Genomic DNA, 24,863 nt, shown 5'->3' with positions numbered 1-24,863 from the left:
GTTGGGGAAGGGCATAACCGGGATTCACCGTGCGGTGAAAATAAAAATAATGGGAATCAAACAAATAATAAAGGAATAATATCTTATACCAAAAAATCTTTATTTTTATTGTCGCTTTTTTCTCGTCGATGCACAGAACAGATGAAGAGCAAAAAAATGCGGTAGCCAGCAACTGTTACAATTGACGAGGATTAAAATGAGCAAGCAGCAAAACTATTTCAATACAGCGGGGTTGGGGTTTAAAAAACGTTTATTCTTCACCAGACTGTTTACCATTAATGCCGCCACCGCATTGATATTAAGTACCGCGGCGATCCCCATGACGGCGCAGGCCGCGGATCAAGCTATTACGTTTTCCATCCCGGCGGGTGACTTACAAAAAGGGTTATTGGCCGTCGCCAATCAAAGTAATCAGACCATCTCTTTTAATCCGGCGCTGGTGGCGAATTATCAGGCCCCCGCGCTGAACGGCAGCTACACCACGCGTCAGGCGATATTGCGCCTGTTGCAGGGCAGCCCGCTGTTATTGACCTCGACGGATAACGGCACGCTGACCATTGTTTCATCGCAGGGCAACAGCGTCGCCGCCGCCCAGGCGAATGATAAAACCTTGCCGGCCATTACCGTAACCGGCGCCGGCGAAGATGAATTCGTTCTCAATCCCGGCGATTCCTCTTCCGCGCTGCGCGTTAATACGCCGTTGCAGCAGACGGCGCAGTCGGTGCAGGTGATCAGCAGCAAGCTGATTAATGACCGCCAGGCCACCTCGCTGGAGGAGGCGTTGAAAAATTCCGCCGGCGTGAGTGCGATTCGCAACAACCGCGGGACGCTAACCTATTGGATGCGCGGCTACGGCGTGACCTCCGGCCTGACGGATGGGGTGGCCGGCTCCGGCAATGCGGGGGTGGGGCAGGGGACGTCCATTGAAGGCGTCGAGCGTATTGAGGTCATCAAGGGGCCGCAGTCCGTGCTGTCGGGCAGCAGCTCGCCCGCCGGAACCATCAATCTGGTGCGCAAGAAGCCGGTCACCGAGCCGCTGCGCCGGGTGAAAGTGGAGGCGGCGCGCTACGGGGAGTTCAAGACGGCTATCGATCTCGGGGGCGCGCTCACCGACGATAAGGCCTTTAGCTATCGGCTCAATGCGTCCACCATGAAATCCAATTCCGCTTTCCCGGACTTTAACGGCAATCATGGCGACTATCTGGCGCCGGCGCTGGCCTGGCAAGGGGATTCCACCCGTATTCTTATCGGCGCCGAATTTAACAAGGAGAGAAACTCCGGCCCGGCCGGCACCTTCTACAGCAACGGAAGGGTGCAGAAGCTGCCGGTATATCGTCTGGGCGACAAGGACGACCACTTCAAGACTAAAACCACGAATGCCTATTACGACTTGCAACAGGATCTGTTCGGTAGCTGGACGTTTAACAGCAAGGCCAATTTCCAGAGCACCTCCGGCCAGGCAAAAATGAATGAAACGCTGATCATTGAGGCCGATGGCGATAAACTCAGTCATCCTCTGGCCAATAAATACACCGATCAGTCCTGGAATCTGCAAAACGACGTCCGCGGCGTGATCGAAACCGGCCCGGTGAAGCAGACGTTGTTGATCGGACACGACTATCAGTATGAGCGCTATAACAGCTATGACGGCCGTTTCATCCTGTTGAGCAACGGCAACGTCTTCGATCCGGATTCGCTGGTGTACGGCGGCATCGGCGAACCGGACTATCGCGTCAGCCGCAGCAAGATGATTCAGAGCGGGATCCTGTTGCAGGACTCGATCGATTTATGGGAGCGGCTGCATGTTCAGGTCTCCTTAAAGCGCTCCAGCTGGAATAACACCTATCTGACCACTAGCGGCGTGGTCAGCTACACCACCGACAAATGGATCCCCAACTATGGCGTCAGCTACGATATCACGCCGGATGTGACGGTGTATGCCAACTATCTCAACAGCTTCAGCGGCAATGCGCAGGTTAACCGTCAGACCGGGGAAGTGCTGCCGCCGGCCACCGGCAAGTCGAAGGAGATCGGCCTGAAGGTAAACCTGCTGGACGATAACCTGACGCTGACCACCGCGCTGTTCGATATTCGCCAGAATAACGTGGTTGTGTTCAACAACGGCATCGCGGTCGGAGCCGAGGGGCGGCAGAGCAAAGGTTTCGACGTCGACCTGAACGGCACTCTGTTACCGGGCTGGGAAGTGAGCGGCAGCTACACCTATTCGGAAAAGAAAACGCCGAACAGCAGCTTCTGGAATACCTTCAACGATACGCCGCGCCATACCGCCAATCTATGGACCTCTTATGAGATTCAGAGCGGCCGGTTGCAGGGCGCGGGGGCATCCGTGGGTATCAGCGGCACCTCGAAAACGTCCAGAAACGGCACCATCGGCAACTACTTCACCATCGGCAGCCAGGCGCAAACCGACGTATCGGTATTTTATCGCCAGCCTGACTGGTCGCTGCGGCTGGGGGTGGATAACGTCTTCGATCGCGATCTCTATTACTCCACCTCCACAGACAGCTATGTGGGAGTGAAAGAAGGACGGACCTGGCGTCTGACCGGCACCTATTCGTTCTGATCGCCGCGCAGGGTTGCCGACAAACCCACTGCGGAATAGTCATCCCCGCGCAGGCGGGGATCTACTTTCAGGTAGTGCGTTGATATCAGTCATTCCCGCCTGCGCGGGAATGACTGATTGGGATTCGCTATAACGTATGACATTGATTTAAAAACTATGTCGCCGCGGGCGGCTACATCAGGCGCGTCGGCGGATGCTTGACCGACGCGCGATCGGATACGGGTATCAAAGTCATTGAAACAACGTGATGAAAGTCATCTTCGACCGGGCATCCGGCAGATTTTGCTGCCTTACTGGCGCTCATCGGATAACTATCTGGCGCTGATATTGCTGGCGATTATCATCGCCATCATGCTAGGCAACGCCTACCTCCATGTGGAAGTAAACCGTATCACCGGCAGATTCACCGATGCGCTGATTGCGCTGGACTGGCGGCAGATTAAGCCGCTGTTCGTGCTCAATTTCATTTTCGGGCTGGGGGCGATGCTGCTGCCGGAAATCAGCGTTATCTTTAACCACTATCTGGCGCTGCGCTGGCGCACCTGGTTAACTTTACGCTATCTCCGGCGCTGGACGGGAACGCCGGCGTATTACCGGCTGGAGCGGGACGGCATGCTGACCAATACCGATCAGCGCATCGCCGACGACGTCAGCGAACTGGTGGGGGCGTCGCTGAATTTTTTCCTCAGCCTGGTCTCGGTGGTTATCAACACGGCGACCTACACCGTACTGTTGTGGTCGGTGGCCGGCACCCTGCGCTTCAGCGCGTTGGGCGGTGAATGGGCGATTCCCGGCCATATGGTTTATGCCGCGTTTATCTGCGCCTTTCTGCAACTGTATATTTCCCACTGGCTGGGCAACTCATTGATCGGTTTGAATATGCAGCAACAGAACGCCGAGGGCGACTTCCGTTTTCTGGCGATGCAGGTACGGGAAAACGCGGAGCAGATCGCATTTTATCAGGGCGGCGGGCGGGAAGGACAGCGCCTGGCGCAGCGTTTCCATCTGCTGCGGGAAAACGCGCTGGCCATCATCCGCCGCAGCTTTGCCGTGTCGCTGGGCCAGAGCACCTTTTCCCATTTCGTTTCGCCATTGCCGACGCTGCTGACGTTGCCGCAGCTGCTGCGCGGCGAGATCAGTTTCGGCGATCTGACGCGCATCCAGATGGCCTACGGCTCCCTGCGTTCCACGTTGAGCTATTTTATGCAGGCCTATGAAGCCTTTACCCGCTGGCTGGCGCTGACCAACCGGCTGCGCGATCTGGAACAGGCGCTGAATCAATCCGATCGCGCGCCATCGGCTATTCGTCTGCGGGAGAGCGACGCGCCGGGGTTCGACTGCCGGCGGCTGCGCCTGACCACCCCTGAAGGCAAGGAACTGACCACGGTGGAGCAATGGCGGGTATTGCCCGGCGAACGCTGGCTGATTGACGGCCCCTCGGGCGTAGGAAAAAGCACCCTGCTGCGCGCCTGCGCTGGGCTGTGGTCGTACGGCGAGGGCGAGATCGTCCGTGCGGCCGCCGGTCGTTTCCTGTTCCTGCCGCAGAAAAGCTATATCCCGAGCGGCACGCTGAAGGCGGCGCTCTGTTATCCCCATGATGAAGCCGATTTTAGCGATGAGCAGTGCCGACAGGCGCTGACGCAGAGCTGTTTGCCGCAGGCGATTAGCCTGTTGAGCGCCAGCGATCGCTGGCAACAGCGGCTCTCCGGCGGCGAACAGCAGCGATTGGCGCTGGCCAGAGCGCTATTGCATCGGCCGGACTTTATTTTTCTGGATGAGGCGACCAGCGCGCTTGATGCGGACACCGAACGGCAGGTTTATCAGGCGCTACTGGCTGGCCTGCCGGGCAGCGCTATCGTCAGCGTGGCGCACCGCGACGCATTGGCGGCCTTTCATTCGCATCGGTTGCATTTGACATCCGGCATGGTTACACAGCAAGAACAGGATGAGGTAGAGCGTGATAGGAGCGAACCGTTATCTGAAGGGGAGAGGCATCGGGACGATGGTCGCCCTGATGGGATTGGCGATGTCTGCCGCAGCGAATAACTCGGCGCCCGGCCCGGAGGATTATCGGCGCGCGCAGGGACTGGCGGAACATTACCGCCAGTTGGCGCACCACTATCCGGGGCGGATGAGCTGGCAGCCCGATAGCCAGGGATTTTTTTATCGCCGCAGCGTGGCGGCCGGTAATGGCCGGCCCGCCGGGCATGAGTTTATGTGGGTGGATGTGGCGAACCTGCGGCAGCGTCCCGCTTTCGATCATGCTCGCCTGGCGCGGGCCTTAAACCCGCTGCTGGCGGCTCCGGCGACCGCCACCTCGCTGCCTTTGGCGCAGGTGGACTATTCGGCGGCGGAAAATGCGCTGTTTATCCCTCAGGGAAGGCGATTGCTGCGCTGCGATCTGGAGCATTACCGCTGCCGGGTGCAGGCGGATCTGTCCGTTTCCCGCGCCGAAGCGTTCGCCCGGTCCGGCCCGCGGGGACAGATATCGCCCGACGGCGAATGGGAGGCATTGATTGAGAATCACAATCTGGTATTGATCGACAAAGCGCGCGGTCTGCGGATATCGCTCACGCGCGACGGCACGCAGGAAGAGGATTATGCGCAGGAGACGTTGAGCTGGTCGCCGGATAGCTCAAAGCTGGCGCTGTATCGCATTCAACGGGCGGAGAAACGCCGGGTGCATTACGTTGAATCTTCGCCCGCCGACCAGGTGCAGCCCAAATATCGATCCCTTTCCTATCCCAAACCCGGCGATGCGCTGGATATATCCCAGCCGGTGCTGGTGGACATAGCTTCACGCAGCATAACGCCCATTGATTCGTCGCTTTTCCCGCAGCCTTTTATGCTCACTTCGCCGGCGTGGCGGCAGGATAGCCGGGCGTTTACCTTCGAATACAACCAGCGCGGACATCAGCGATACCGGGTGATAGAAGTGGATGCCGAAACGGGGAAAGCCCGCTCGCTTATCGATGAAACCTCGGAAACCTTTATTGATTACGCGGAGCTGACCGGTCTGGCGACCGGCAGCGGTAAACGCTTTCGCCGTGATTTATCAGACGGCAAAGAGATTATCTGGGCGTCCGAACGCAGCGGATGGCAGCATCTTTATTTATATGACGGGGTGACGGGCAAAGTGAAAAACCCGATCACCCAGGGCGACTGGGTGGTGCGCGCCGTCCACTGGGTGGATGAAAAGCAGCGGGTGATTTACTTCAGCGCCTCGGGGATGACGAAAGATGACGATCCCTACTATATGTACGGCTACAAAATCGGCTTCGACGGCTGCGGGCTGACCAGGCTGAGCGCGGAAACGGCGAATCACACGCTGAACTTCTCGCCTGACGGCAAGTTTTATGTCGATACCTATTCGCGCTACGATCTTCCGCCGGTCACCGTGCTCTACCGCAGCGCCGATAATCGCCGGCTCATGGAGGTGAACCGCGCCGATATCGGCCGTCTGAAAATGGCGGGCTGGCGTCCGCCCATTCCGTTCCGGGCGGCGGGACGGGATGGCGAAACGGCGATTTGGGGATTGATTTATCCGCCGCGTTATCTTAAAGCCGCCAACAAATATCCGGTGGTGGAGAGTATCTATGCCGGGCCGCACGGTTCCTTTGTACCCAAGGATTTCTCCTTTCTCCCGGAGCCGCTGACCGAGCTGGGGTTTGCGGTGGCGAAAATCGACGGCATGGGTACCAATAACCGTTCGCGCGCCTTTCATAATGTGGCCTGGCGCAATCTGCAAGACGCGGGATTTCCCGACCGCATTTTGTGGCACCGGGCGGCGGCGCAACGTCTGCCCTGGTACGATATTTCCCGCGGCGTGGGGATTATCGGCGTATCCGCCGGCGGTCAGAGCGCCATGGCCGCGCTGCTGTTTCATCCCGAACTCTATAAGGTGGCGGTAGCCGACTCCGGCAGCCATGATAACCGGATGGATAAAAACTGGTGGAACGAGCAGTGGATGGGCTGGCCGCTGGGGCCGTGGTATGCGGCGGCGTCCAATGTTGAAAACGCCTGGCGCTTACAGGGCAAGCTGCTGCTGATGGTGGGGGAGTTGGATGATAACGTCGACCCGTCGAGCACCTTGCAGGTGGCGGACCGGTTGATTAAAGCCGGTAAGGAGTTCGACCTGCTCTACGTGCCGGGCGGCGGTCACGGCGTCAGCGGCGGCGCTTACGGGCAGCGCAAGGCGCTGGATTTTTTCGTGCGCCATCTGGCGGGCGGCAAAACGCCGGACTGGAATGTTCCTCGGAAGGTGCCTGCGGAGTCTGGGGCTGTTGCTCATTAGGCGATTTGCACCGGCAATGTTTACTCACTGTGGGGCTTTTTTGAGGGAATATTCAACGACGGAGAATATTTCGTGCGCTAGAAGGTCGTCATTTCTATGCTATGTCGCAGCACGCGCCCGACGGAGGGTGGTTCAAGCGCCACCACCCTCCGGACCCGGGCTGTGGCTGAAATCACGTCGCTGACGCGATGCCTTCGGCGGTCGCCCCCTTTCCCGAACCGCCAGTGACGCGTTCCCGACGCGGCACTGGCTTGCGCCGCTTCCCTGCGGCGCATTCGCGGGGTCGTCCACCTCAGCGTGATTTCTTACGCCGAAAAACCATTGATTCAGAGAATATATTTGGCTATTTCAATATGTTGTTGACTGGCTTCGGGTAAAGAAATGTTCCGTGTATTGATAACTCACCGGTTCGGTTGTACCGGCCGTTTTTTCAACGTCGTCAGGGCGATCGCGACGCCTGCCAGGGTGATGCCGCCGACGATGATGGCTTTTAGGTAAACCGGGGATTCATGGAATAGGGTAACGGTAAGGGTGGTGCCGATAAAGGATGAAATGACGAAGGCGATGGCCACGTATAAACTGGACTTATCGATTCTTCTTTTAAAAATAAATTTTATAACGGCGAAAATAATGATGATGCCCGCCAGCGAACCAATAATTTGCGCGGCGATGGCATACTGATTAGCGTTAGAAGCAAGGTATATAACCGCTAAAACGATAACGGCGGCAACGGCGATTAACGGTATGGTTTTTCTCATGGCTCGATTCCCTTTTTCAACTGCGCACGGTATTTCCCTGGTGCTATGGGATAATGATTTTTACTGCCTGAAACAGCTTTATTTCTATCATATCGGCGAAAGGTAAACTATTTCATCCGGCAAAATAAAACGTCTTAGAATATATAAAAAGATGATATGCCCAATAAAGCGGACTCCCCGTAGCGGGATAAAAACACGCGGGGGAAAATATTATCCCCTCGCGTGCGTTAATCCCGTCGGCATCCCCGCTATCAGAAGGAGACGTCGACGCCGCCGCGCAGCACTTCCTCGTTGCCGCGATCGGCGAAGTGTTTATCGGCGCGCAGGAAGATGCGCGCATCCGCGGCTTTGCCCACGTCCAGCCTGACGCCCGCCCACTGGGCGTCTTTGTCCAGACGCATGCCCGGAATATCAAGGCGCTCGCCTTCACGGCCCAGGCCGCTCCAGCGGGCGGTTACGTCCAGCGACGGGTTGGTGAAGGCGTGCTGATATTCGCCGTTGACGCTCAAGGCGCTCCACCATCCCCGATGCCATTGCTGCCGGGCGCTCAGGCTAATCCCGGTCAGGCCTACCGTGCGGGAATAGTCGTTGCCTTCGCCGGTCAGGCCGAATTCGCTGCCGGTGTCGGTAAAGCCGCCGGTGGACAGGTAGCTGTATTTTATCCCGGCATAGGGCTGCACGCTGAAGACATCGTTAAGCGCCAACGCATAGCCGGTTTTCAGCAGACCCTGCCAGCCATCGCTTGTCGTGCTGCTGGACACCGCCTGAACGTCGTCCAGCAGAATGGAGCGCTGTAACTTGTCGCGACCGCGCTGATAGCTCAGGTTGCCCTGAACGTACCATTCGGGGCTGAGCTGGTAGCGGGCATAGGTCATCACCCCATGCAACTCGTTCTCGCTGCTGCCGCCGCTGCCGGCATACTCGGCCTTGATGCGGCTGTTGGTATAGGCGATCCCAGCGCGCAGTCCCGGCGTGTCGAAGTCGCTATCCGTACCGATGGCCGTCAGGTTGATATCGTAGCTGCTGCCCAGATAGCCGGACTGGTTCAGGTCGCCGCGCAGTTTGCCGGTTTCGATCCACAGTCCATAGTTTTTGCCGTTCCCCAGTTGGTCCAGCCGGTTGTTCAGCAACTGGTTCTGGTAATCCAGGCTGTTAAACAGGATGGCGTTGCTGGAGGCATGGGCCTGCCCGGAGAGCGAATCCAACGAGGCCGCCGCCGCGCTGGCGCTCGCCAACTGCTGGAACGCGGCCGCTTTGGCCAGCAGGGCGGACTGCTGCTCGGTGGTTGAGTCGGCGCCGACCCAGCGGTCGGCGACCTGCAGGGCGGACTCCACGTTGGCGGCGGTCTGCAACAGCGCCGCGCCTTGTAATCCGCTGTTGGCGACGGCCTCGACGGTATTGACGCGGCTGAAAGCGCCGGTGACGTCATTGGCGCCGTAGGTCAGATTTCCGGTCAGGAACAGGCCGAGATCGGTGGCGGCGAAGCTGCCGCTGATCCCCTGATTGCTATGCAGCAAGGTTTCCTGGGCCTCAACGATATAGGTACTGCTGGGTAAGCCGACGCGTAACGTGCCGTCCAGCGTCGCGCTGCCCTCAACGGTGAACGGATTGGACAGGGTTACGCTCAGCAGGCCGTCGCTGCCCTGGGTATAATTGCCGGCGACGGTCAGACCGCCTTCCGCGGTGGTGGCGACGATCCCCGTATTACTGACGTTGCCGCCGATGCGGCCGTTCCCCGCCAGCGTTCCGCTGCCCGACACCGTTGCGTTGCCGGCGATGGAACCGTCGACGTACAGGCTATTGGCGGTGATTCGCGTGTCGCCTTTATAGGTGTTGTCGCCGGTCAGGCGCAGGATGCCGCCGGCGTTGTCGGCGCCGTTAACCACCAGGCCGTAATCGCCGCTGATATCATTGGAGAAGGTATAGTCGCCGGCGGTCAGACGGGCGGTGAAATCGTCGGCGTAAAACATCGCCGGTCCTTTCAGCGCCTTTTCCACGTTCAGATCGCCCCAGCCGAAAGTGTCGTTGAAGGGGCGGCCGTTGGCCGTGTCGGCAACCTGAATTTCACCGCTATGGAAAATGATTTCCTTAACGCTGCCGTCTTCGTTATAGACAGTCTCATAGTAGGCCAGATCCTCATCGTAGCCCGTATAGGCATCGGAGCGGTAGGTGGCGGTGGTCAGCAGCGTTTGTTGCAGGTTATAGCCGGTCATCCAGGGGAAAGCGGTCTTGACCAGCGCGGCGCCTCCCGCCACGCGCGGCGCGGAATATGAGGTGCCGTACGAGGTTACGGATTCCCATTCGCCGTCCGCCGAACTGCTCTGGCTGGGGTATTTTGTGGAGCCGAGCGCGCTCATGCAGTACGCGGCGGCGGCGCCGCAGGCGTCAAAGCCCCACAGCTCCGGGGGACGATCGGGAACAGGAACCAGATAGCCTTCGACGAATCCGGTCACCGCCAGAACGCCTTTCTGCAACTCCGGTTCGTTGAATATCGCGGGGATCAGCGTATCGGGCGCCGGCGCGGAGGTGTTCTCGTTGCCGGTCGACATGATGGCCAGCGCTTCGGCGCTGACGATCTCGCGCAGAGAGTTGCGCAATAGCTGATAGGCGTATCGCTGTCTGGCGTTTGACAGCGATTCGGGCGTGGTCAGGCGTTCGGTCATGCCATACGACATGTTGATGATTTTGACGTCGTTATCCAACAGCCAACTGACGGCTTGGGTGGAAGTAAGAACATCGAAATTATTGTCTTTCGATGCCTGGGCGATATACAGCAGGCTGTCAGGCGCCACGCCGGCGGGCCATTGTCGCCACTCCTGTCCGGCCAGCACCATGGCCACTGTGGTTCCGTGTCCGTCGTCGCCCGCGTTATCGTTCAACGTGCTGCTTCCGCCGACAAAGGAGGCAAAACCGCCGATATTGTCGTAGTTGATATAGGGGCGGTCCGGGGAAAGCCCGGAGTCGATAATGCCTACTTTGGCTCGCGTGTCGGCGGGTTCCGTCGGCGTCTCCGGCTCGGTAGGATTGGTCGGCGTTTCGGGTTCGGTCGGCGTGGTGGGGGTTTCCGGCGCCGGCGTTACGCTCTCGGAACCGCCGCCCCCGCCTCCGCCGCCTCCGCACCCCGCCAGCAGTAACGCGAGGCTGATATTGGCTGCCAGCATGGATTGCCTGAAGGCGCGTTTTTTCGGTGATAATAAGGACGTTGTTATCGCCATTTTATTTTTCCTGCATGTATTTGGGACGTAAAGCCGCCTCCCGGAACATTGGGATTTGGATAAAATGTGTTATCCGTTAATAGGGCGAGTGCATCTAACCAATAGAAAGTCGCACGGATGGGTTTATTTATTGTTTAACCGGTCTGTCCGCCATATATCGCGCTCCCTTAATAATGATTTGCTGGTGTGATAGCCGTGGCCGTACTCTTCGTCCGTTTTACGCATCGGGTAAAAGGTTTATTGCCGCTTCATTAATCTCTGTGCAATAACCGGGGAAAAGTGACACCGGCGGCGGCTTTTATTCTTTTTTGCCGGTGTGGAGAGTGAAGGCGTCGTTTGCTGCAAAAAAATGAACATCTTGTTCAGGAATTCCCGATTTCACCTGCAATAACGCGGCGTATAGTGGTTCTCAATGGTTATATGAACCGGCTGCGGGAATGCCGGGCCGGTTATTTGCAGGAGAAACAGAATGACTCAGCAGAATATCGTGGTACAAAACCCCGCCGCGCCGCAGCGGCTGGTGTTGCTTTTTCATGGCGTGGGCGATACCCCGGCGGGTATGGCGCCGATCGGCCGCTATTTCGCCGCCGCGTTTCCGCAGGCGCTGGTGGTAAGTATCGGCGGGCCGTTCAGTACCGGATACGGGGAAGGGCGTCAGTGGTTTTCCGTGCAAGGCGTGACGGAAGAGAATCGCTTAGCGCGTATTGAGGAGGCGATACCGCGCTTTGTCGCCACCGTGCGTGACTGGCAGCGGAAAAGCGGCGTTGATTTTCAGCACACGACGCTGGTGGGATTCTCTCAAGGTTCCATCATGTCGTTGGAAGCGCTGAAAGCGGAACCGCATTTGGCCGGACAGATTATCGCCTTTAGCGGCCGTTTCGCCGCTCTGCCGGAAAAACCGTTCAGCGATGTGGCGGTGCATTTGATTCATGGCGATGCCGACGGCGTGATCGCCGTCGATCATGCCCGCGCCGCCGCGCAGCGTTTTCAGCAGTTGGGAACGGTTTGCTCGCTGGATATAGCGCCGGGCGCAGGACATGGCATTGATGAACGCATGCTGAACCAGGCGCTGGCGCGTCTGCGTCAATCCGACGAGTAATCGGGGAAAGATGCCGGAGGCAGGCGGGATGTCGCCTGACTCCGGCGTGAATGGAATGGGGACTCAGAGACGCTCAATAATCATGGCGATGCCTTGCCCGCCGCCGATGCACAGCGTGGCCAGCCCCAGCGTTTTATCATGGCCGCGCAGGGCATGAACCAGGGTGACCAGAATACGCGCGCCGCTGGCGCCGATAGGGTGACCCAGCGCAATGGCGCCGCCATTGACGTTCACTTTGTCAGGATCGAGCCGCAAGTCCCGCTGTACCGCCAGATATTGCGCGGCAAAGGCTTCATTGGCTTCGATTAAATCAATGTCGCCAATGGTTAATCCCGCTTTGCCGAGCGCTTTTTGCGTCGCCGGGATCGGCCCCAGCCCCATGACTTCGCTCGGTACGCCGGCGGAAGCCCAACTGCGGATACGCGCCAGCGGCTGAATGCCTTGCTTTCTGGCCGTTGATTCGCGCATCAGCACCAGCGTGGCGGCGGCATCGTTAATCCCGGAGGCATTCCCTGCGGTGACGGTGCCGTCGGCGGAGAAGGCCGGACGGAGCTTGGCCAGTGATGCCAGCGTCGTATCGGCGCGCGGGAATTCGTCCTGTGCGAAAATACGGGTTTCTTTTTTACCGCGCAGTGATATTGGGGTGATTTCGGCCTTGAAGCGACCGCTTTCAATCGCGGCAACCGCTTTTTGCTGCGATGCCAGCGCCACCCGATCCTGCTCTTCTCGCGTCAGGTGGTAGCGTGCGGCGATATTTTCCGCCGTGGCGCCCATATGATAATCATTAAAGGCGCACCACAGGCCGTCCTGAATCATGATGTCGACCAGCTTGCCGTGCCCCATGCGGTAACCGTGGCGCGCTTTTTCCAGCAGAAAAGGGGCGGCGCTCATGTTTTCCATGCCGCCGACGACGCACACCTGGTTATCGCCGGATAGAATGGACTGCGCGCCGAGCGCGACGGCTTTCAGACCGGAGCCGCATACCTTGCTGACGGTGAGCGACGGGGTTTCAATCCCGATGCCGGCGGCGATGCTGGCCTGATGCGCCGGATTTTGCCCCAGCCCGGCCTGGAGTACGTTGCCCAAAATCACTTCATCAATGGTCAGATCGTCCGGCAACGTCGACAGACAATCACCAATGGTAGCGGCGGCCATCTCAATGGCGGAGGTGTTGGCCAGACTGCCGCCGAACTTGCCGATAGCGGTTCTTTTGGCGTTAACAATAACAACGGAATCGTTCATGGTCGCCCCGGTTAATTGATTTTCATGGGTTGTAAGTCGGCGGAGACAATAAAGTCTGCCTCGGTTTTCTGGCGCAACGCCTGCACGGTGATGTCAGGGCTGATTTCACTCAGCACCATTTGCCGATCGACAAAATGAAATACCGCCAGTTCGGTCACCACCATGCTGACTTTATTGACCGCGGTGAGCGGGTAGGTGCAGCGGCGCAATAATTTGGCGTCGCCGTTTTTGGCGCAGTGCTCCAGCGCGATAATCACTTTCTTCGCCCCGACCACCAGATCCATGGCGCCGCCCATGCCGGGCACCATTTTCCCCGGCACCATCCAGTTGGCCAGGCTGCCTTGTTCGTCGACCTGCAAGCCGCCCAATACGCAGACGTCGACGTGGCCGCCGCGAATCAGGGCGAAGGAGAAGGCGCTGTCGAACATCGCGGCGCCCGGCACCATGCCGCACGGCTGTCCGCCGGCGTTGACCAGATTCACGTCCGGTTCGGTTATCGCGCCCAGTCCCAGAAAGCCGTTTTCCGACTGAAAGGTAACCTCAATCCCTTCAGGCAGGTAATTCGCGACTTTGGTCGGCAAGCCAATGCCTAAATTAACCACGTCGCCATTTTTCAGTTCTCTTGCCACCCGGCGGGCAATGAATTCTTTCGCATCCATTATTTCTCTCCCAGATAAAGGTGATCGACCAGGGCGGCAGGGGTGACGATAGATTCCGGCGCCAGTTGTCCGAGCGGAACAATCTGTTCGCACTGGGCGACGACATGGTCGGCTGCGAGGGCAATCAGCGGGTTGAAATTACGCGCGGTGAGGCGATAAACCAGGTTTCCGCTGGCGTCGGCGATACTGGCCTGTAACAGGGCCAAATCCGCTTTTAGCGGCAGCTCTAATAAATAGGTAATATTATCGAGGGTTATTTTCTGTTTATTGTCTTCGACCACCGTGCCGACGCCAGTCGGGGTTAAAAAACCGCCGAGACCCGCGCCGCCGCTGCGGATGCGTTCGGCCAGCGTGCCTTGCGGCACCAGTTCAACCTCCATTTCGCCGGCGAGCATCCGGCGGCCGGTTTCCGGGTTGGTGCCGATATGCGAGGCGATGACTTTTTTGACCTGCCCGTTGGCAATTAACGGGCCGACGCCGGTATCGATAAAACCGGTATCATTGCCGATAATGGTTAAATCAACGACGCCGGATTTAATAATTTCATCCACCAATAATTTCGGTGTCCCGACGCCCATAAAACCGCCGAACATAATCGTCATTCCGTCATATAAAAATGAGCGGAAATAGTCGGCATCAATGATTTTGTTATTCATTGTATTAAAACTCCGTGAAAATAATGACCGCGGACGGCCACGGCGGGTAATTTATTACCCGCCGGTAAACAGCCAGACGCGACGATTAAATATCCATATCCAATATTGCCGAGCTTAATCCTTTACCGTGCATATCCAGCGCCAGCGAACGGGTAACGCCGCCGCCCAGCGCGCCGTACATCACAAAGTTCAACGCGCCGATAGCCGGTAATTCATAGCGCACCACCTCGCCGGTGACGATATCGGCAAACCAGGCTTTGACTTTTTCCGCGGTGATGGTTTCTTTCAGCAAGGAATAATCTTCCGCACGATAGGCAATCAGGGAAATATTGGAGGTATTTCCTTTATCCCCGGTGCGGGAATGGGCAATTTCACGCAGTTTCATTATTTAATCTCCAGATAGGCGACGGCGGGCGTGACGCTGTCGCGGGGCAGCAGGGTGGAATCCATCGCCAGAATTTCTTTGACGGCTTTGTTGACGCCGCCGCCGCCGGCGGGGCCGTTGGTGTAGAGCGTTTCCACTTCATTACCGATCTTGACCGCCTGCGATCTGGCGCTGCAACGCGCCGCGACACGTACACGGACTTCATAGGGCTGGCTCTGCTGCGAACGCTGCGGGCCATGCAGGGAATCGACGCCGATCAGGTCGTAGCGCACTTCCTGCGGGGTTAGCTGACACAGGGCGAAACGTTGTTTAACGATCTCCAGCGCCAGGCGTCCGCGGGTAACCGCGCCGGGGCCGGCATAGGAGATTTCGCCTTCGCCGATAAAACCGTCCTGATAACCGACGGAGACTTTTAAGGTATCGGTTTTCGCGCTCCCGCTCGCTCCCGCGACGCGTACGCGATTTTCGCCCTCTTGCGTGAAGGTCACGCGGCTGAAATCGGCAATCACATCGGGGGTGATGTAGCGATCCGGACGGTGGATTTCATACAGCAGCTGTTCTTTACAGGTATCGACGCAGACGCGTCCGCCGGATCCGTCGACCTTGGTGATCACCGCGTTGCCGTCTTCAGTGACTTCGGCGAGCGGAAAACCGAGGCGCGCCAGGTGCGGAATGTCCTTGAAGCCGGGATCGGCGTAATAACCGCCGGTGATCTGGCCTGCGCATTCCAGCAGGTGGCCGATGCAGGTGCCTTTGCCCAATCGCTCCCAGTCGTCCGCCGCCCAGTTGAATTCATACATCATGGCGGAGAGAAACAGGGAGGGGTCGGAAACGCGGCCGGCGATGATGATATCCGCCCCCTGACGCAGCGCCTCAACCAGCGCGTCCGCCCCCAGGTAAGCATTGGCGGAAATAATATCTTTGCCGCAGGCGGAAATGGGTTTGCCGATTTCGTCCAGTCGGGCATCGAGTGTGATCAGCGTGGCATGCGCGTCGTCGCCGGTGACGACGGCGATTTTCAGGCGTTTCGCCCCCAGCGTTTTGGCGATCTCCAACACGCGCTGTCCCGCCGCAACCGGGTTGGCCGACCCCATGTTGGTGATGATTTTGATCCCTTTCTCCAGACAGATGGGCAATACGGCGTGCATTCTGTCCGCCAGCAGCTCGTTATAGCCTTTCTCAGGATCCTGCTGTTTCTGTTTTTGGCCGATGGCGATAGTGCGCTCCGCCAGACATTCAAAAACCAGATAGTGAATGTCGCCTTTTTGCGCCAGCTCTACCGCCGGTTCGATACGATCGCCGGCATAGCCGGCCCCGGAGCCAATACGAATTGTCTTCATGGAAATACCTTTTAGTAATCAAACGTGTTGGTGACCGCCGCTAGGTTGGTTGTGCGGCGGCGATGTTTCTAAAGCGGGAAGACCCCGAAGATGACGCAGGCGAACGTCATAATGACGCTGGCGGCCCACAGCACCGGGATCGAGAATTTCTGGTGGTCGGCGAGATCCACGCCCGCCAGGCTGACCAGCAGAAAGGTTGCAGGCGTCAGCGGGCTGACCGGGAAGCCGGTGGTCATTTGTCCGAGAACGGAGGCCTGAGCAACCTGAATCGGCGGTACGCCCAGCATGTCCACGGTATGGGCGATGACCGGCATAATGCCGAAGTAGTAAGAATCGGGATCGAACACCAGGCTGAGCGGCATGGAGATCAGGCCGACGATAAACGGAATGTGGCTGGCGAACGATTCGGGTACCACGCTGACGGCGGACAATGACATGGCCTTCAGCATGCCGGTGCCGCTCATGATGCCGGTAAACGCCCCGGCGGCGAACAGTATGCTGGCCATCATCAGCGCCGCTTTGGCGTGGGCGTTGATGCGATCTTTCTGCATTTCGACGTTCGGATAGTTGAACATCAGCGCCAGCGTCAGGGCGATCATAAAGGCTACGGTCGGGGAGATTTTGGTAAACACCATGGTGCCGATGACGGCAACCACCAGCGCAATATTGACCCAGAACATATGCGGACGACGCAGCGCTTTTTCGGCATCGCTGAGTTCTTTCACATGCTGTGCGTCGCCGAGATGCTGCGCGCCGCCGGACAGCGGGTTGCCGGATGCCAGTCCCAGGCGTTTTTCCTCTTTTTTGCCCCAGTAATAGCCCATCAGCACCATAAAGGTCAGACCGCAGAGCTGCGCCGGGATAAGGGGAATAAACAGCTCGTGGGTGGTGATGTTTAACGCCGCCGCCGCCCGGATCATCGGTCCGGTCCACGGCAGGAAGTTGACGCCGGCGCTGAGCGCGGTAATGCCCACCAGGATCCGTTTATCCATACCGAGTTTGTTAAACAGCGGCAGCATGGCCGGTATGGTGATCAGGAATGTCACCGCGCCGTTGCCGTCCAGATGGGCGATCAGCGCCAGGACGCCGGTGCCGATAATAATTTTGACCGGACTGGTGCCGACAAGACGTAAAATTCCTCTGATGATGGGATCAAACATGCCGGCATCGGTAACGACGCCGAAAAAGGCGATGGCGAAGACGAACATCGCCGCCATCGGCGCCAGCTTGGTTATTCCATCGACCACGTATTTGGCGGTATCGGTACCGCTTCCCGCCGCCAGCGCGCCGATGACCGGAATAACGATTAATGCCACCAGAGGAGACATTCGCTTCGTCATGATGAAAAATAGCAGGGTGGCAATAGTCAGCACCCCGATTAGGGCTAGCATAAAGAACTCCTCTCTCTATTTATTATATGTTGCGTATATGTTTTATTTGTTGTGAATTAAAAAACTCAATCAAATATTATTGAGCGCTCCAGATACATAACGCGAAGTGGTTTGTTTTTTTGTCTGCGCTATTTTTATCATGCCGTCGAATTCACGACTAACTGATAATCGGAATGGCGTTATTCATAAAGACGATTAATTTATTTTATTTGTCGATTGAATAACTGATTTTGGTTTATCTATATGTTTTTAATTTTTTGTTTTTTATGGTTATTTTTATTTTATCCGTGTGGAGGTTATGTTTTTGGTTGTGAAGTCGATCGTCGTTGTATTGCGCGATGAGAAAATATTCGGAAAAAGAGAAAGTAAATAATTGCGGCGCGGATCATAAAAACAAAAAAATGGTGTTGTTTTACGTTGAGTTTGCCTTTTTTTTACATAACACTTCTTTTCTCCTTTTGCATTTAAGGCCGCTTATGAATTTGTCCATAAAACAACTGCGGGCATTTATCGCGTTGACGGAAACCGATAATTTCACACGCGCCGCGCAGAAAATAAATCTTTCCCAGCCGGCGTTCAGCGCGTTGATTGCCGGTCTGGAGGAAGAGGTCGGCTACCGGCTATTCGATCGGGATACGCGCAAGGTGCAATTAAACGCGGGCGGCATTCATTTTATCGATATCGCCCGCCGGCTGATTCAAACCCATGACGACGCCGTGGGGGAAATTAAATCCTATGCTACGGGTTATAAAGGGAAAATTGTGCTGGCGGTACTGCCGTCAATGGCGGTGGAGTGGCTGCCGCAGGTGCTGGCGCAGTACCATCAAGCCTATCCCGACATCAAGGTGGAGTTGCTCGATACCCAGTGGGATCGCTGTTTAAAAGCGGTATTGGACGGGCGAGCCGATTTCGCGCTGAGCGCCGGCCAGCCGTCGGCGGGAACCTTCAGTTCCAAAATGTTGTTTGCGGATAATTTCTATCTGATTTGCCATCGAGATCATCCGTTGGCCGGGCAGGCGGCCGTGGAGGTGGCGGATGTGGCGGAACATGCGTTTGTCGGCTTTTGTCAGGGCACCAGCATTCGGCAATATACCGATCAACTGATGGAGCCGCATGGTTTTAAATACGTGCTGGAAGTACGCCAGTTGACCACGATGATGGGGCTGGTGGCGGCGAATTACGGCGTCAGCATCGTGACCGGTTTGACGCTGTTTCAGTTTCAGCACAAAGATATCGCCATCGTGCCTTTCAAAGATTTGTCATTGCAGCGGGGAATTTATCTGATCACCGATAAAGAGCGGCAGCTTTCCGTTTGCGCCAAAGAATTCTATGATTTTCTTCAGAAACGGGCGGAAAGCTTTGTACCCAGAGCTTGAATGGTCACGTGCTGCAAGCTATGTACGGAGATGTTTTCACGGTTTTTTCTGCGGCCAGTCATCATTTTCATCATCCCATTTATCGTTGTTGTCGCGATGGGGCGGCAGCTTGGGCTTATTCATCAGAAAACGTTTATGATCGACATTGCGCAACGCCTTGATGCCGTTTATCAGCATACCGATCAGGATAATCAGAATTATCCACCAATAGTCAGCCAGCCACGCCATGATTAAGCTCCGTCAACGTTGTGTATAAAACGGGTGAACAGGTGCGGCAAGTGTTCGCACAGCCAGTCATAACCCGCGATGTCTTCACCTTGCCAGGCCGATAGAATAATGTCGGACGTCAGCTGTTTTTCCGCATGCTGGGCTAACGGATAATAGCTGATATGCCAGGGTTCGGCGGCGACGCCCCCAAGATCGTGAGCATAAGGACGGTAAAACTCGTATTCGTGCATATGCTCGCTTAGCCAGGCGTTAAGCGGCGCGAAGTAACCGCCGGGTTCATATTCCCAGGGTTCCAACTGTAGCCGTTGCCCTTGCGGCAGAAGGTCGGGATCGTAAATATCCAGATCGCTGCCCCAGTGATGGCGGCTGGCGCCCGGCATCGCCGACCAGCGTAAAATCGCTTTGCAGCGTTCGCCCTCATTCAGCGAGAGTACATCCAGCGGCTGACCATTCTGATCCATCACCGGCCGCTCCCCCCTGAATTTGCCGTTCCAGATTAATCGCTGGCGATGAAAATCACGGAACGTGCTGGCGGGCTGTAGATTAAATCCGTTTTTTTCCGCCGCGCGTTGTAAAGCCTGAAAGGCGACGACCGCTTCAGGCTGAAGGCGATGGTGGCCGCTGAGCGTCACCAAATGACTATCATTCTTCCCGGTTAGCATGGCATGAGTAATCATGCGATCAATTGCTCCATAATGCGCTGATACATCCGGCTCAGCAGTTGTAAGTCCGCGGCGCTCACGCATTCATCCACTTTGTGAATGGTGGCGTTGACCGGCCCAAGCTCGACAACCTGAGCCCCCATACGGGCGATAAAACGTCCGTCGGATGTGCCGCCGTTGGTAAGTAGCTGTGGCGTGACTTCGTTGTAATGCTCTACCGCATTCACCACGGCATCGACCAGTTCACCCTTCGCCGTCAGAAACGGCTGACCGGAGAGATTCCAGTCAATAGTGTAGTTTAGCTGATGACGGTCCAGCAGTTCCGCTACCTGTCGTTTAATCGCTTCATCCGTCAACTCGGTGCTGAAGCGGAAATTAAACTGTACGAACAGTTCGCCGGGGATAACGTTGTTGCTGCCGGTGCCGGCCTGAATATTGGCGATTTGCATGCTGGTGGGCGGGAAAAACGCGTTACCGCGATCCCACTCCGTCGCCGCCAGCTCGTTGAGCGCCGGCAAGGCCCGGTGTACCGGATTATCGGCCAGATGCGGGTAGGCGACATGCCCCTGAACGCCATGCACCCGCAGATTGGCGGTGATAGAGCCGCGGCGGCCGTTTTTCACCACGTCGCCGACGATTTTGGTGCTGGATGGTTCTCCCACCAGGCAATAATCCAACCGCTCATTGCGCGCCATCAGGGTTTCAACCACTTTAACGGTGCCGTTCACGGCGCTGGCTTCTTCATCCGAGGTGATCAGGAAGGCCAGGCGGCCCTGATGGTTGGGGTTCGCCGACACAAAGCGTTCGGCGGCAACCACCATCGCCGCCAGCGAACCCTTCATATCCGCCGCGCCGCGACCGTACAACATACCGTCGCGAATGGTGGGTTCAAAAGGCGGGTGTTGCCAGCGGCTTTCGTCGCCGCTCGGCACCACATCGGTATGCCCGGCAAACGCCAGCGTTTTACCGGCGCCGCGCCATGCCCAGAAATTCAGGGTATCACCGAAATTTATCGCTTCAACGGTGAAACCAATGGCTTTCAGACGCTCAGTCATCAATTGCTGGCAGCCTTCGTCATTCGGGCTGAGGGAAGGGCGTTTAATCAACTGTTGGGCGAGTTCGATAACCGGACAAGACACGTTATTTGTTCTCCGCAATAAATTCCTGATAGCTGTCTGCGCTGAAGCCAAGCAGCGCTTTTCCATCGTTGGTGACTAACAGTGGTCGCTTGATCACCGCGGGTTGCTCAAGCATCAAGGCAATCGCCGCGCTTTCACTGTCGGCGGTATTAGCGCTAATCATGCTGCGCTGTTCCTCGCTTAGTTTACGCCAGGTGGTGCCGCGCGTGTTGATTAATGGCTGCCAGCCCAGCAACGCGACAAATTGCCGAAGGCGCGCTTCGTCCAGACCGTCGGCGCGGTAGTCATGAAAATGGTAATCAACCTGTTGTTCTTCTAACCAGCGACGGGCTTTTTTTATGGTATCGCAGTTTTTGATACCGTACATGGTGAGCGTCATGGGGATTAATATCCTTTCAGATCCAGAGGTTACATGATGGTCGTCGAATGGCTCAGTGCGGGAGTATGAGCCTGACATCGTCAGCGCCCAGCATGCCGAAAAAAAATGGCGAGATCCACCGTGAATTGAGAAACGGAAATGAGGGACTGCTTGCTTTTTATACTTGCAAAACTATTTCACCTGGTTAAAAAGTGTGCGTATAATACGCCGCCGTTAATTCTTCAGAGGTTATTATGATAGAAGTAGAAGTGGGTAATTGGAAAGATTTTATTGAAGCGATGTTACGCAAATAATAATTAGAAGCCGAACCTGTCTTACATACCAGGAATAAGATCGTATAAATAAAGCAGTATTGATTGCCAATGCTGCTTTATTTTTGCCCTAAATGGGGAAACCTGAGTAAATAAAAGAGGCTATTATTTTTTGCGGCGAAAAAGTAAAGGGTTTTCATAGTAACGTATTGTTATTTATCTGATAGTGAGAATTTTGCCGCGGCGGTGGCATGTAAGAAGCTGGTGTCAAAAAGAGGAACGTCGGCGTCGTCTGAGCTCAGCAGCAGCGGTATCTCGGTACAACCGAGAATAATGCCTTCGGCGCCTTGTTGCTCCAGCTGTCTGATGATTTCCCGGTATGACTGACGCGACCCGGCATCGATTATCCCCTGACACAGTTCTTCGTAAATCACGCGATTCACTCGTTCTCTTCCGGCCTGATCCGGGATGATCACTTCTATGCCGTAGCGCTCATGAATTCTCCGCCGGTAAAAATCTTGTTCCATGGTGTAGCGGGTTCCTAACAGGCCCACTTTTTTCATCCCTTGCTGAAACAGACTTTCACCGGTGGCGTCGGCAATGTGTAAAAGAGGAAGTCTGCTGGCGCTTTCGATGTTATCCGCCGCTTTGTGCAGGGTGTTGGTGCAGATTACGATGGCTTGCGCGCCCGCTTTTCCCAGGCCGATTGCGATATCGGATAATAGCCGTGCGGCTTGTCGCCAATCGCCTTGTTCCTGTAATTGCGCGATGTCGTGGAAATCGACGCTGTGCAAAATAATTTTGGCGGAGTGCAGCCCGCCAAGCCGGTTTTTAACATATTCATTGATCGTGCGATAGTAAGGGACGGTCGATTCCCAACTCATTCCTCCAATCAGACCCAGCGTTTTCATCGGGGTTTCCCTTGCGTGATTGATACCATAAAAAGTGATGGGTAACGTTCAACGTACCAGACAAAGATATTAATCTTGTTAAAATTCGCCGACGGCTTCATTCAATGTGCTTTTTTAGCGACTTTTATCACTTTTTAGCTATCTTAAACTGGACAAACGGGCAATCTATTGCTGTACTGTACCCGACACAGATTTTGTGTCTTTCATTCATGTTAAAGGTAAGTTTGATGTCTAAGATTAAAGGTAGCGTTAAGTGGTTTAATGAGTCCAAAGGATTCGGTTTCATTACTCCTGAAGATGGTAGCAAAGATGTATTCGTACATTTCTCTGCCATTCAGAGCAATGGATTCAAAACTCTGGCTGAAGGTCAACGCGTAGAGTTTGAAATCACTAGCGGAGCGAAAGGTCCGTCTGCTGCTAACGTTATCGCTATTTAATTATACCGATTTCTTGAAAAACCCGCCTCACGGCGGGTTTTTTTTGTCTGAAATCCACAGTCTCCCGCCGTGCTACAAGTCTGCTCTGTTGAACGAGCGGGGCGAAGGTCGCTCCTAATCCTGCGGCGGGGATTAGCAGACGAGCGTCTTACTTTGTTACAGAAGGCGATTGTTTTGTCGATGGTAAGGTTTTACATAGACGTTATGTTATTCGCTCGCTGGCTTATCCAGCATCTGTAATCAGGTAGGTAAGTATGGAAGGTATTAGTATCGCCAAGCTATTGGTCATCGGTGCATTGATTGTTTTACTGTTCGGCACGAATAAGTTACGCAGCCTGGGGGGCGATCTCGGCGCCGCAATCAAAGGCTTCAAAAAGGCGATGAATGACGACCAACCCGCTAATAACGCAACGTCAGACGAGCCTGCGGCCTTAAATGACGCGCAGCATAAAAAATCATAATCTGATGATATCAATGAAAACGGACGAGGTTGATGACAATTCTTCCTCAACCTGTCATTCCCGCGAAGGCGGGAATCAGCCAATGGCGGTTTACGGTTTCAGCAGGAGATTCCCGCCTACAACCGCGGGAATGACCGGGCGTAACGTGGGATGACAGTGGCATATTATAGGCTTTGTCAACAGTCTGACGGACGGCATTTGCCGTCCGTTTGTTCTGCCCTGCGGCAAAATGTAATTTAATGTAAAATTCTATTTTTTGCGGCACGCCCGCGGTAAGCCATTATTCGCGGCTTACCCTGGCTTATTTCACTTCAATGCCTTTTGCCTGCAAATCGGCATGATAGGAAGAGCGCACAAACGGGCCGCAGGCCGCGTGAGTAAAGCCCATCGCCATCGCTTCGGCTTTCATTTCATCAAACTCTTCAGGGCTGACATAGCGCTGTACCGGCAGGTGATGGCGGCTCGGTTGCAGGTATTGTCCGAGGGTCAGCATGGTAACGCCGTGGCGACGCAAATCGCGCATAACGTCGACGATTTCGGCATTGGTTTCGCCGAGTCCGACCATCAGCCCGGATTTTGTCGGGATCTCAGGGTGAGCGTTTTTGAAGTTTTCCAGCAGTTTCAGCGACCATTCATAATTGGCGCCGGGGCGAACCTGGCGATAAATCCGCGGCACGTTTTCCAGGTTATGGTTGAAAACATCCGGCGGCGTTACCGTCAGAATATCCAACGCCCGATCCATCCGGCCGCGAAAGTCAGGAACCAGCGTTTCGATGCGGATTTGCGGATTTTTGCGGCGAATAGCGCTGATGCAGTCAGCAAAATGCTGAGCGCCGCCGTCGCGCAGGTCATCACGGTCAACTGAGGTGATAACCACATAGCGCAGCCCCATGTCATGGATGGTTTGAGCCAGTTTTTCCGGCTCGTTGGCGTCCGGCGTAAGCGGTCGGCCATGGGCGACATCACAGAACGGACAGCGACGGGTACAGATCGCGCCCAGAATCATAAAGGTGGCCGTCCCATGGTTGAAACATTCAGCCAGATTCGGGCAGGAGGCTTCTTCGCAAACCGAGTGCAGCCCATTTTTACGCATTGCAGCCTTGATGCCCTGAATGCGGCTGGAGTCGGCCGGGAGTTTGATCCTCATCCATTCGGGCTTGCGTAACATTTCCTGCCGTTCAGTAACAACAGTTCGTACCGGGATTAGCGCCATTTTATCGGCATCGCGGTATTTTACGCCGCGTTCGATCTGAATCGGTTTACTCATGTTTGCGTAAGTTCCAGTTCTGAATATACCCGTCATGCTTCAAGTCGCTGATGCGTCGGCCCGCGTGCCACTCGAGTGATTAGAGTATAGCTCTCTTGAATTTGTTAAGAAAAATTCAAAGGATTAAAG

The 24,863-nt window shown here is 55.9% G+C and carries 22 protein-coding genes; 8 read left to right on the top strand and 14 right to left on the bottom strand.

The window, feature by feature from the left end; all coding sequences use genetic code 11:
• The first annotated feature begins 196 nt into the window (after window positions 1-196).
• From ABRZ28_RS01280 to ABRZ28_RS01270, 3 genes are all read left to right on the top strand, one after another.
• Window positions 197-2,584 carry a TonB-dependent siderophore receptor gene (locus ABRZ28_RS01280; RefSeq protein WP_319603450.1) on the top strand — a complete coding sequence of 796 codons (2,388 nt, stop codon included), beginning with the start codon at window positions 197-199 and terminating at the stop codon, window positions 2,582-2,584.
• A 234-nt stretch (window positions 2,585-2,818) separates the two neighbouring features.
• The gene (locus tag ABRZ28_RS01275; RefSeq protein ID WP_319603449.1) at window positions 2,819-4,630 is read left to right on the top strand and encodes an ABC transporter ATP-binding protein/permease; all 1,812 of its coding nucleotides are present in this window, start codon (window positions 2,819-2,821) and stop codon (window positions 4,628-4,630) included.
• A complete protein-coding gene (locus ABRZ28_RS01270) occupies window positions 4,542-6,878 on the top strand; it encodes a DPP IV N-terminal domain-containing protein (RefSeq protein ID WP_330519310.1) in 2,337 nt (778 codons plus the stop codon). The genes ABRZ28_RS01275 and ABRZ28_RS01270 overlap by 89 nt, the downstream gene beginning before the upstream one ends.
• Window positions 6,879-7,279: 401 nt before the next feature.
• Here the strand turns inward: ABRZ28_RS01270 and ABRZ28_RS01265 are convergent, their stop codons facing one another.
• A complete protein-coding gene (locus ABRZ28_RS01265) occupies window positions 7,280-7,636 on the bottom strand; it encodes a hypothetical protein (RefSeq protein WP_330519309.1) in 357 nt (118 codons plus the stop codon).
• Between the two features lie 251 nt (window positions 7,637-7,887).
• On the bottom strand, window positions 7,888-10,851 hold the full coding sequence (locus tag ABRZ28_RS01260; RefSeq protein ID WP_330519308.1) for an autotransporter domain-containing protein: 2,964 nt from the start codon (window positions 10,849-10,851) through the stop codon (window positions 7,888-7,890).
• A gap of 469 nt (window positions 10,852-11,320) precedes the next feature.
• On the opposite strand from ABRZ28_RS01260, the gene ypfH reads away from it, so the two are divergent.
• Complete coding sequence (ypfH, locus tag ABRZ28_RS01255) at window positions 11,321-11,950, top strand: esterase (RefSeq protein ID WP_330519307.1); 630 nt, start codon at window positions 11,321-11,323, stop codon at window positions 11,948-11,950.
• Between the two features lie 63 nt (window positions 11,951-12,013).
• On the opposite strand, the gene ABRZ28_RS01250 is transcribed toward ypfH, so the two are convergent.
• From ABRZ28_RS01250 to ABRZ28_RS01225, 6 genes are all read right to left on the bottom strand, one after another.
• A complete protein-coding gene (locus tag ABRZ28_RS01250) occupies window positions 12,014-13,192 on the bottom strand; it encodes an acetyl-CoA C-acetyltransferase (protein WP_319603444.1) in 1,179 nt (392 codons plus the stop codon).
• 11 nt (window positions 13,193-13,203) lie between these two features.
• On the bottom strand, window positions 13,204-13,851 hold the full coding sequence (locus ABRZ28_RS01245) for a 3-oxoacid CoA-transferase subunit B (RefSeq protein ID WP_319603443.1): 648 nt from the start codon (window positions 13,849-13,851) through the stop codon (window positions 13,204-13,206).
• The gene (gene atoD, locus ABRZ28_RS01240) at window positions 13,851-14,507 is read right to left on the bottom strand and encodes an acetate CoA-transferase subunit alpha (RefSeq protein WP_330519306.1); all 657 of its coding nucleotides are present in this window, start codon (window positions 14,505-14,507) and stop codon (window positions 13,851-13,853) included. Before atoD ends, ABRZ28_RS01245 begins: the two co-directional genes overlap by 1 nt.
• Before the next feature lie 85 nt (window positions 14,508-14,592).
• Window positions 14,593-14,892 (bottom strand): AtuA-related protein, encoded by a 300-nt coding sequence (locus tag ABRZ28_RS01235; protein ID WP_136165344.1) that lies wholly within the window; start codon window positions 14,890-14,892, stop codon window positions 14,593-14,595.
• Window positions 14,892-16,232 (bottom strand): acyclic terpene utilization AtuA family protein, encoded by a 1,341-nt coding sequence (locus tag ABRZ28_RS01230; protein ID WP_330519305.1) that lies wholly within the window; start codon window positions 16,230-16,232, stop codon window positions 14,892-14,894. Before ABRZ28_RS01230 ends, ABRZ28_RS01235 begins: the two co-directional genes overlap by 1 nt.
• Before the next feature lie 68 nt (window positions 16,233-16,300).
• Entirely contained in the window at window positions 16,301-17,623 is a 1,323-nt protein-coding gene (locus ABRZ28_RS01225) for a CitMHS family transporter (RefSeq protein ID WP_319603439.1), read from the bottom strand.
• Between the two features lie 476 nt (window positions 17,624-18,099).
• On the opposite strand from ABRZ28_RS01225, the gene ABRZ28_RS01220 reads away from it, so the two are divergent.
• A complete protein-coding gene (locus ABRZ28_RS01220) occupies window positions 18,100-18,999 on the top strand; it encodes a LysR family transcriptional regulator (protein ID WP_319603438.1) in 900 nt (299 codons plus the stop codon).
• 36 nt (window positions 19,000-19,035) lie between these two features.
• On the opposite strand, the gene ABRZ28_RS01215 is transcribed toward ABRZ28_RS01220, so the two are convergent.
• The 4 genes from ABRZ28_RS01215 to ABRZ28_RS01200 are packed head-to-tail and all read right to left on the bottom strand — an operon-like array spanning window position 19,036 to window position 21,407.
• A complete protein-coding gene (locus ABRZ28_RS01215) occupies window positions 19,036-19,227 on the bottom strand; it encodes a YpfN family protein (RefSeq protein WP_319603437.1) in 192 nt (63 codons plus the stop codon).
• A gap of 2 nt (window positions 19,228-19,229) precedes the next feature.
• Window positions 19,230-19,904: a M15 family metallopeptidase gene (locus tag ABRZ28_RS01210; RefSeq protein ID WP_330519304.1), complete on the bottom strand. Its 675-nt coding sequence runs from the start codon at window positions 19,902-19,904 to the stop codon at window positions 19,230-19,232.
• On the bottom strand, window positions 19,901-21,028 hold the full coding sequence (dapE, locus tag ABRZ28_RS01205; protein ID WP_330519303.1) for a succinyl-diaminopimelate desuccinylase: 1,128 nt from the start codon (window positions 21,026-21,028) through the stop codon (window positions 19,901-19,903). Before dapE ends, ABRZ28_RS01210 begins: the two co-directional genes overlap by 4 nt.
• 1 nt (window position 21,029) lies before the next feature.
• Window positions 21,030-21,407: an ArsC family reductase gene (locus ABRZ28_RS01200; protein ID WP_319603435.1), complete on the bottom strand. Its 378-nt coding sequence runs from the start codon at window positions 21,405-21,407 to the stop codon at window positions 21,030-21,032.
• 233 nt (window positions 21,408-21,640) lie between these two features.
• On the opposite strand from ABRZ28_RS01200, the gene ypfM reads away from it, so the two are divergent.
• Window positions 21,641-21,700, top strand: a complete 60-nt coding sequence (gene ypfM / locus ABRZ28_RS01195; RefSeq protein ID WP_264089368.1) for a protein YpfM — start codon at window positions 21,641-21,643, stop codon at window positions 21,698-21,700.
• A 170-nt stretch (window positions 21,701-21,870) separates the two neighbouring features.
• Here the strand turns inward: ypfM and ABRZ28_RS01190 are convergent, their stop codons facing one another.
• Window positions 21,871-22,569, bottom strand: a complete 699-nt coding sequence (locus ABRZ28_RS01190) for an aspartate/glutamate racemase family protein (protein WP_330519302.1) — start codon at window positions 22,567-22,569, stop codon at window positions 21,871-21,873.
• A gap of 227 nt (window positions 22,570-22,796) precedes the next feature.
• Here ABRZ28_RS01190 and cspE point away from each other — a divergent pair, with 227 nt between their 5' ends.
• The gene (gene cspE / locus ABRZ28_RS01185) at window positions 22,797-23,006 is read left to right on the top strand and encodes a transcription antiterminator/RNA stability regulator CspE (RefSeq protein ID WP_009113827.1); all 210 of its coding nucleotides are present in this window, start codon (window positions 22,797-22,799) and stop codon (window positions 23,004-23,006) included.
• Between the two features lie 254 nt (window positions 23,007-23,260).
• Window positions 23,261-23,467 (top strand): twin-arginine translocase subunit TatE, encoded by a 207-nt coding sequence (gene tatE / locus ABRZ28_RS01180; protein WP_319603434.1) that lies wholly within the window; start codon window positions 23,261-23,263, stop codon window positions 23,465-23,467.
• Between the two features lie 301 nt (window positions 23,468-23,768).
• On the opposite strand, the gene lipA is transcribed toward tatE, so the two are convergent.
• Complete coding sequence (gene lipA / locus ABRZ28_RS01175; protein ID WP_319603433.1) at window positions 23,769-24,734, bottom strand: lipoyl synthase; 966 nt, start codon at window positions 24,732-24,734, stop codon at window positions 23,769-23,771.
• Between the last annotated feature and the right edge of the window lie 129 nt (window positions 24,735-24,863).

This window comes from Brenneria sp. g21c3, from assembly GCF_040240345.1.
Taxonomy (GTDB): domain Bacteria; phylum Pseudomonadota; class Gammaproteobacteria; order Enterobacterales; family Enterobacteriaceae; genus Brenneria.
The sequence above is the reverse complement of the archived record's forward strand: the minus strand, read 5'-3'. Positions and strand labels throughout refer to the sequence as shown.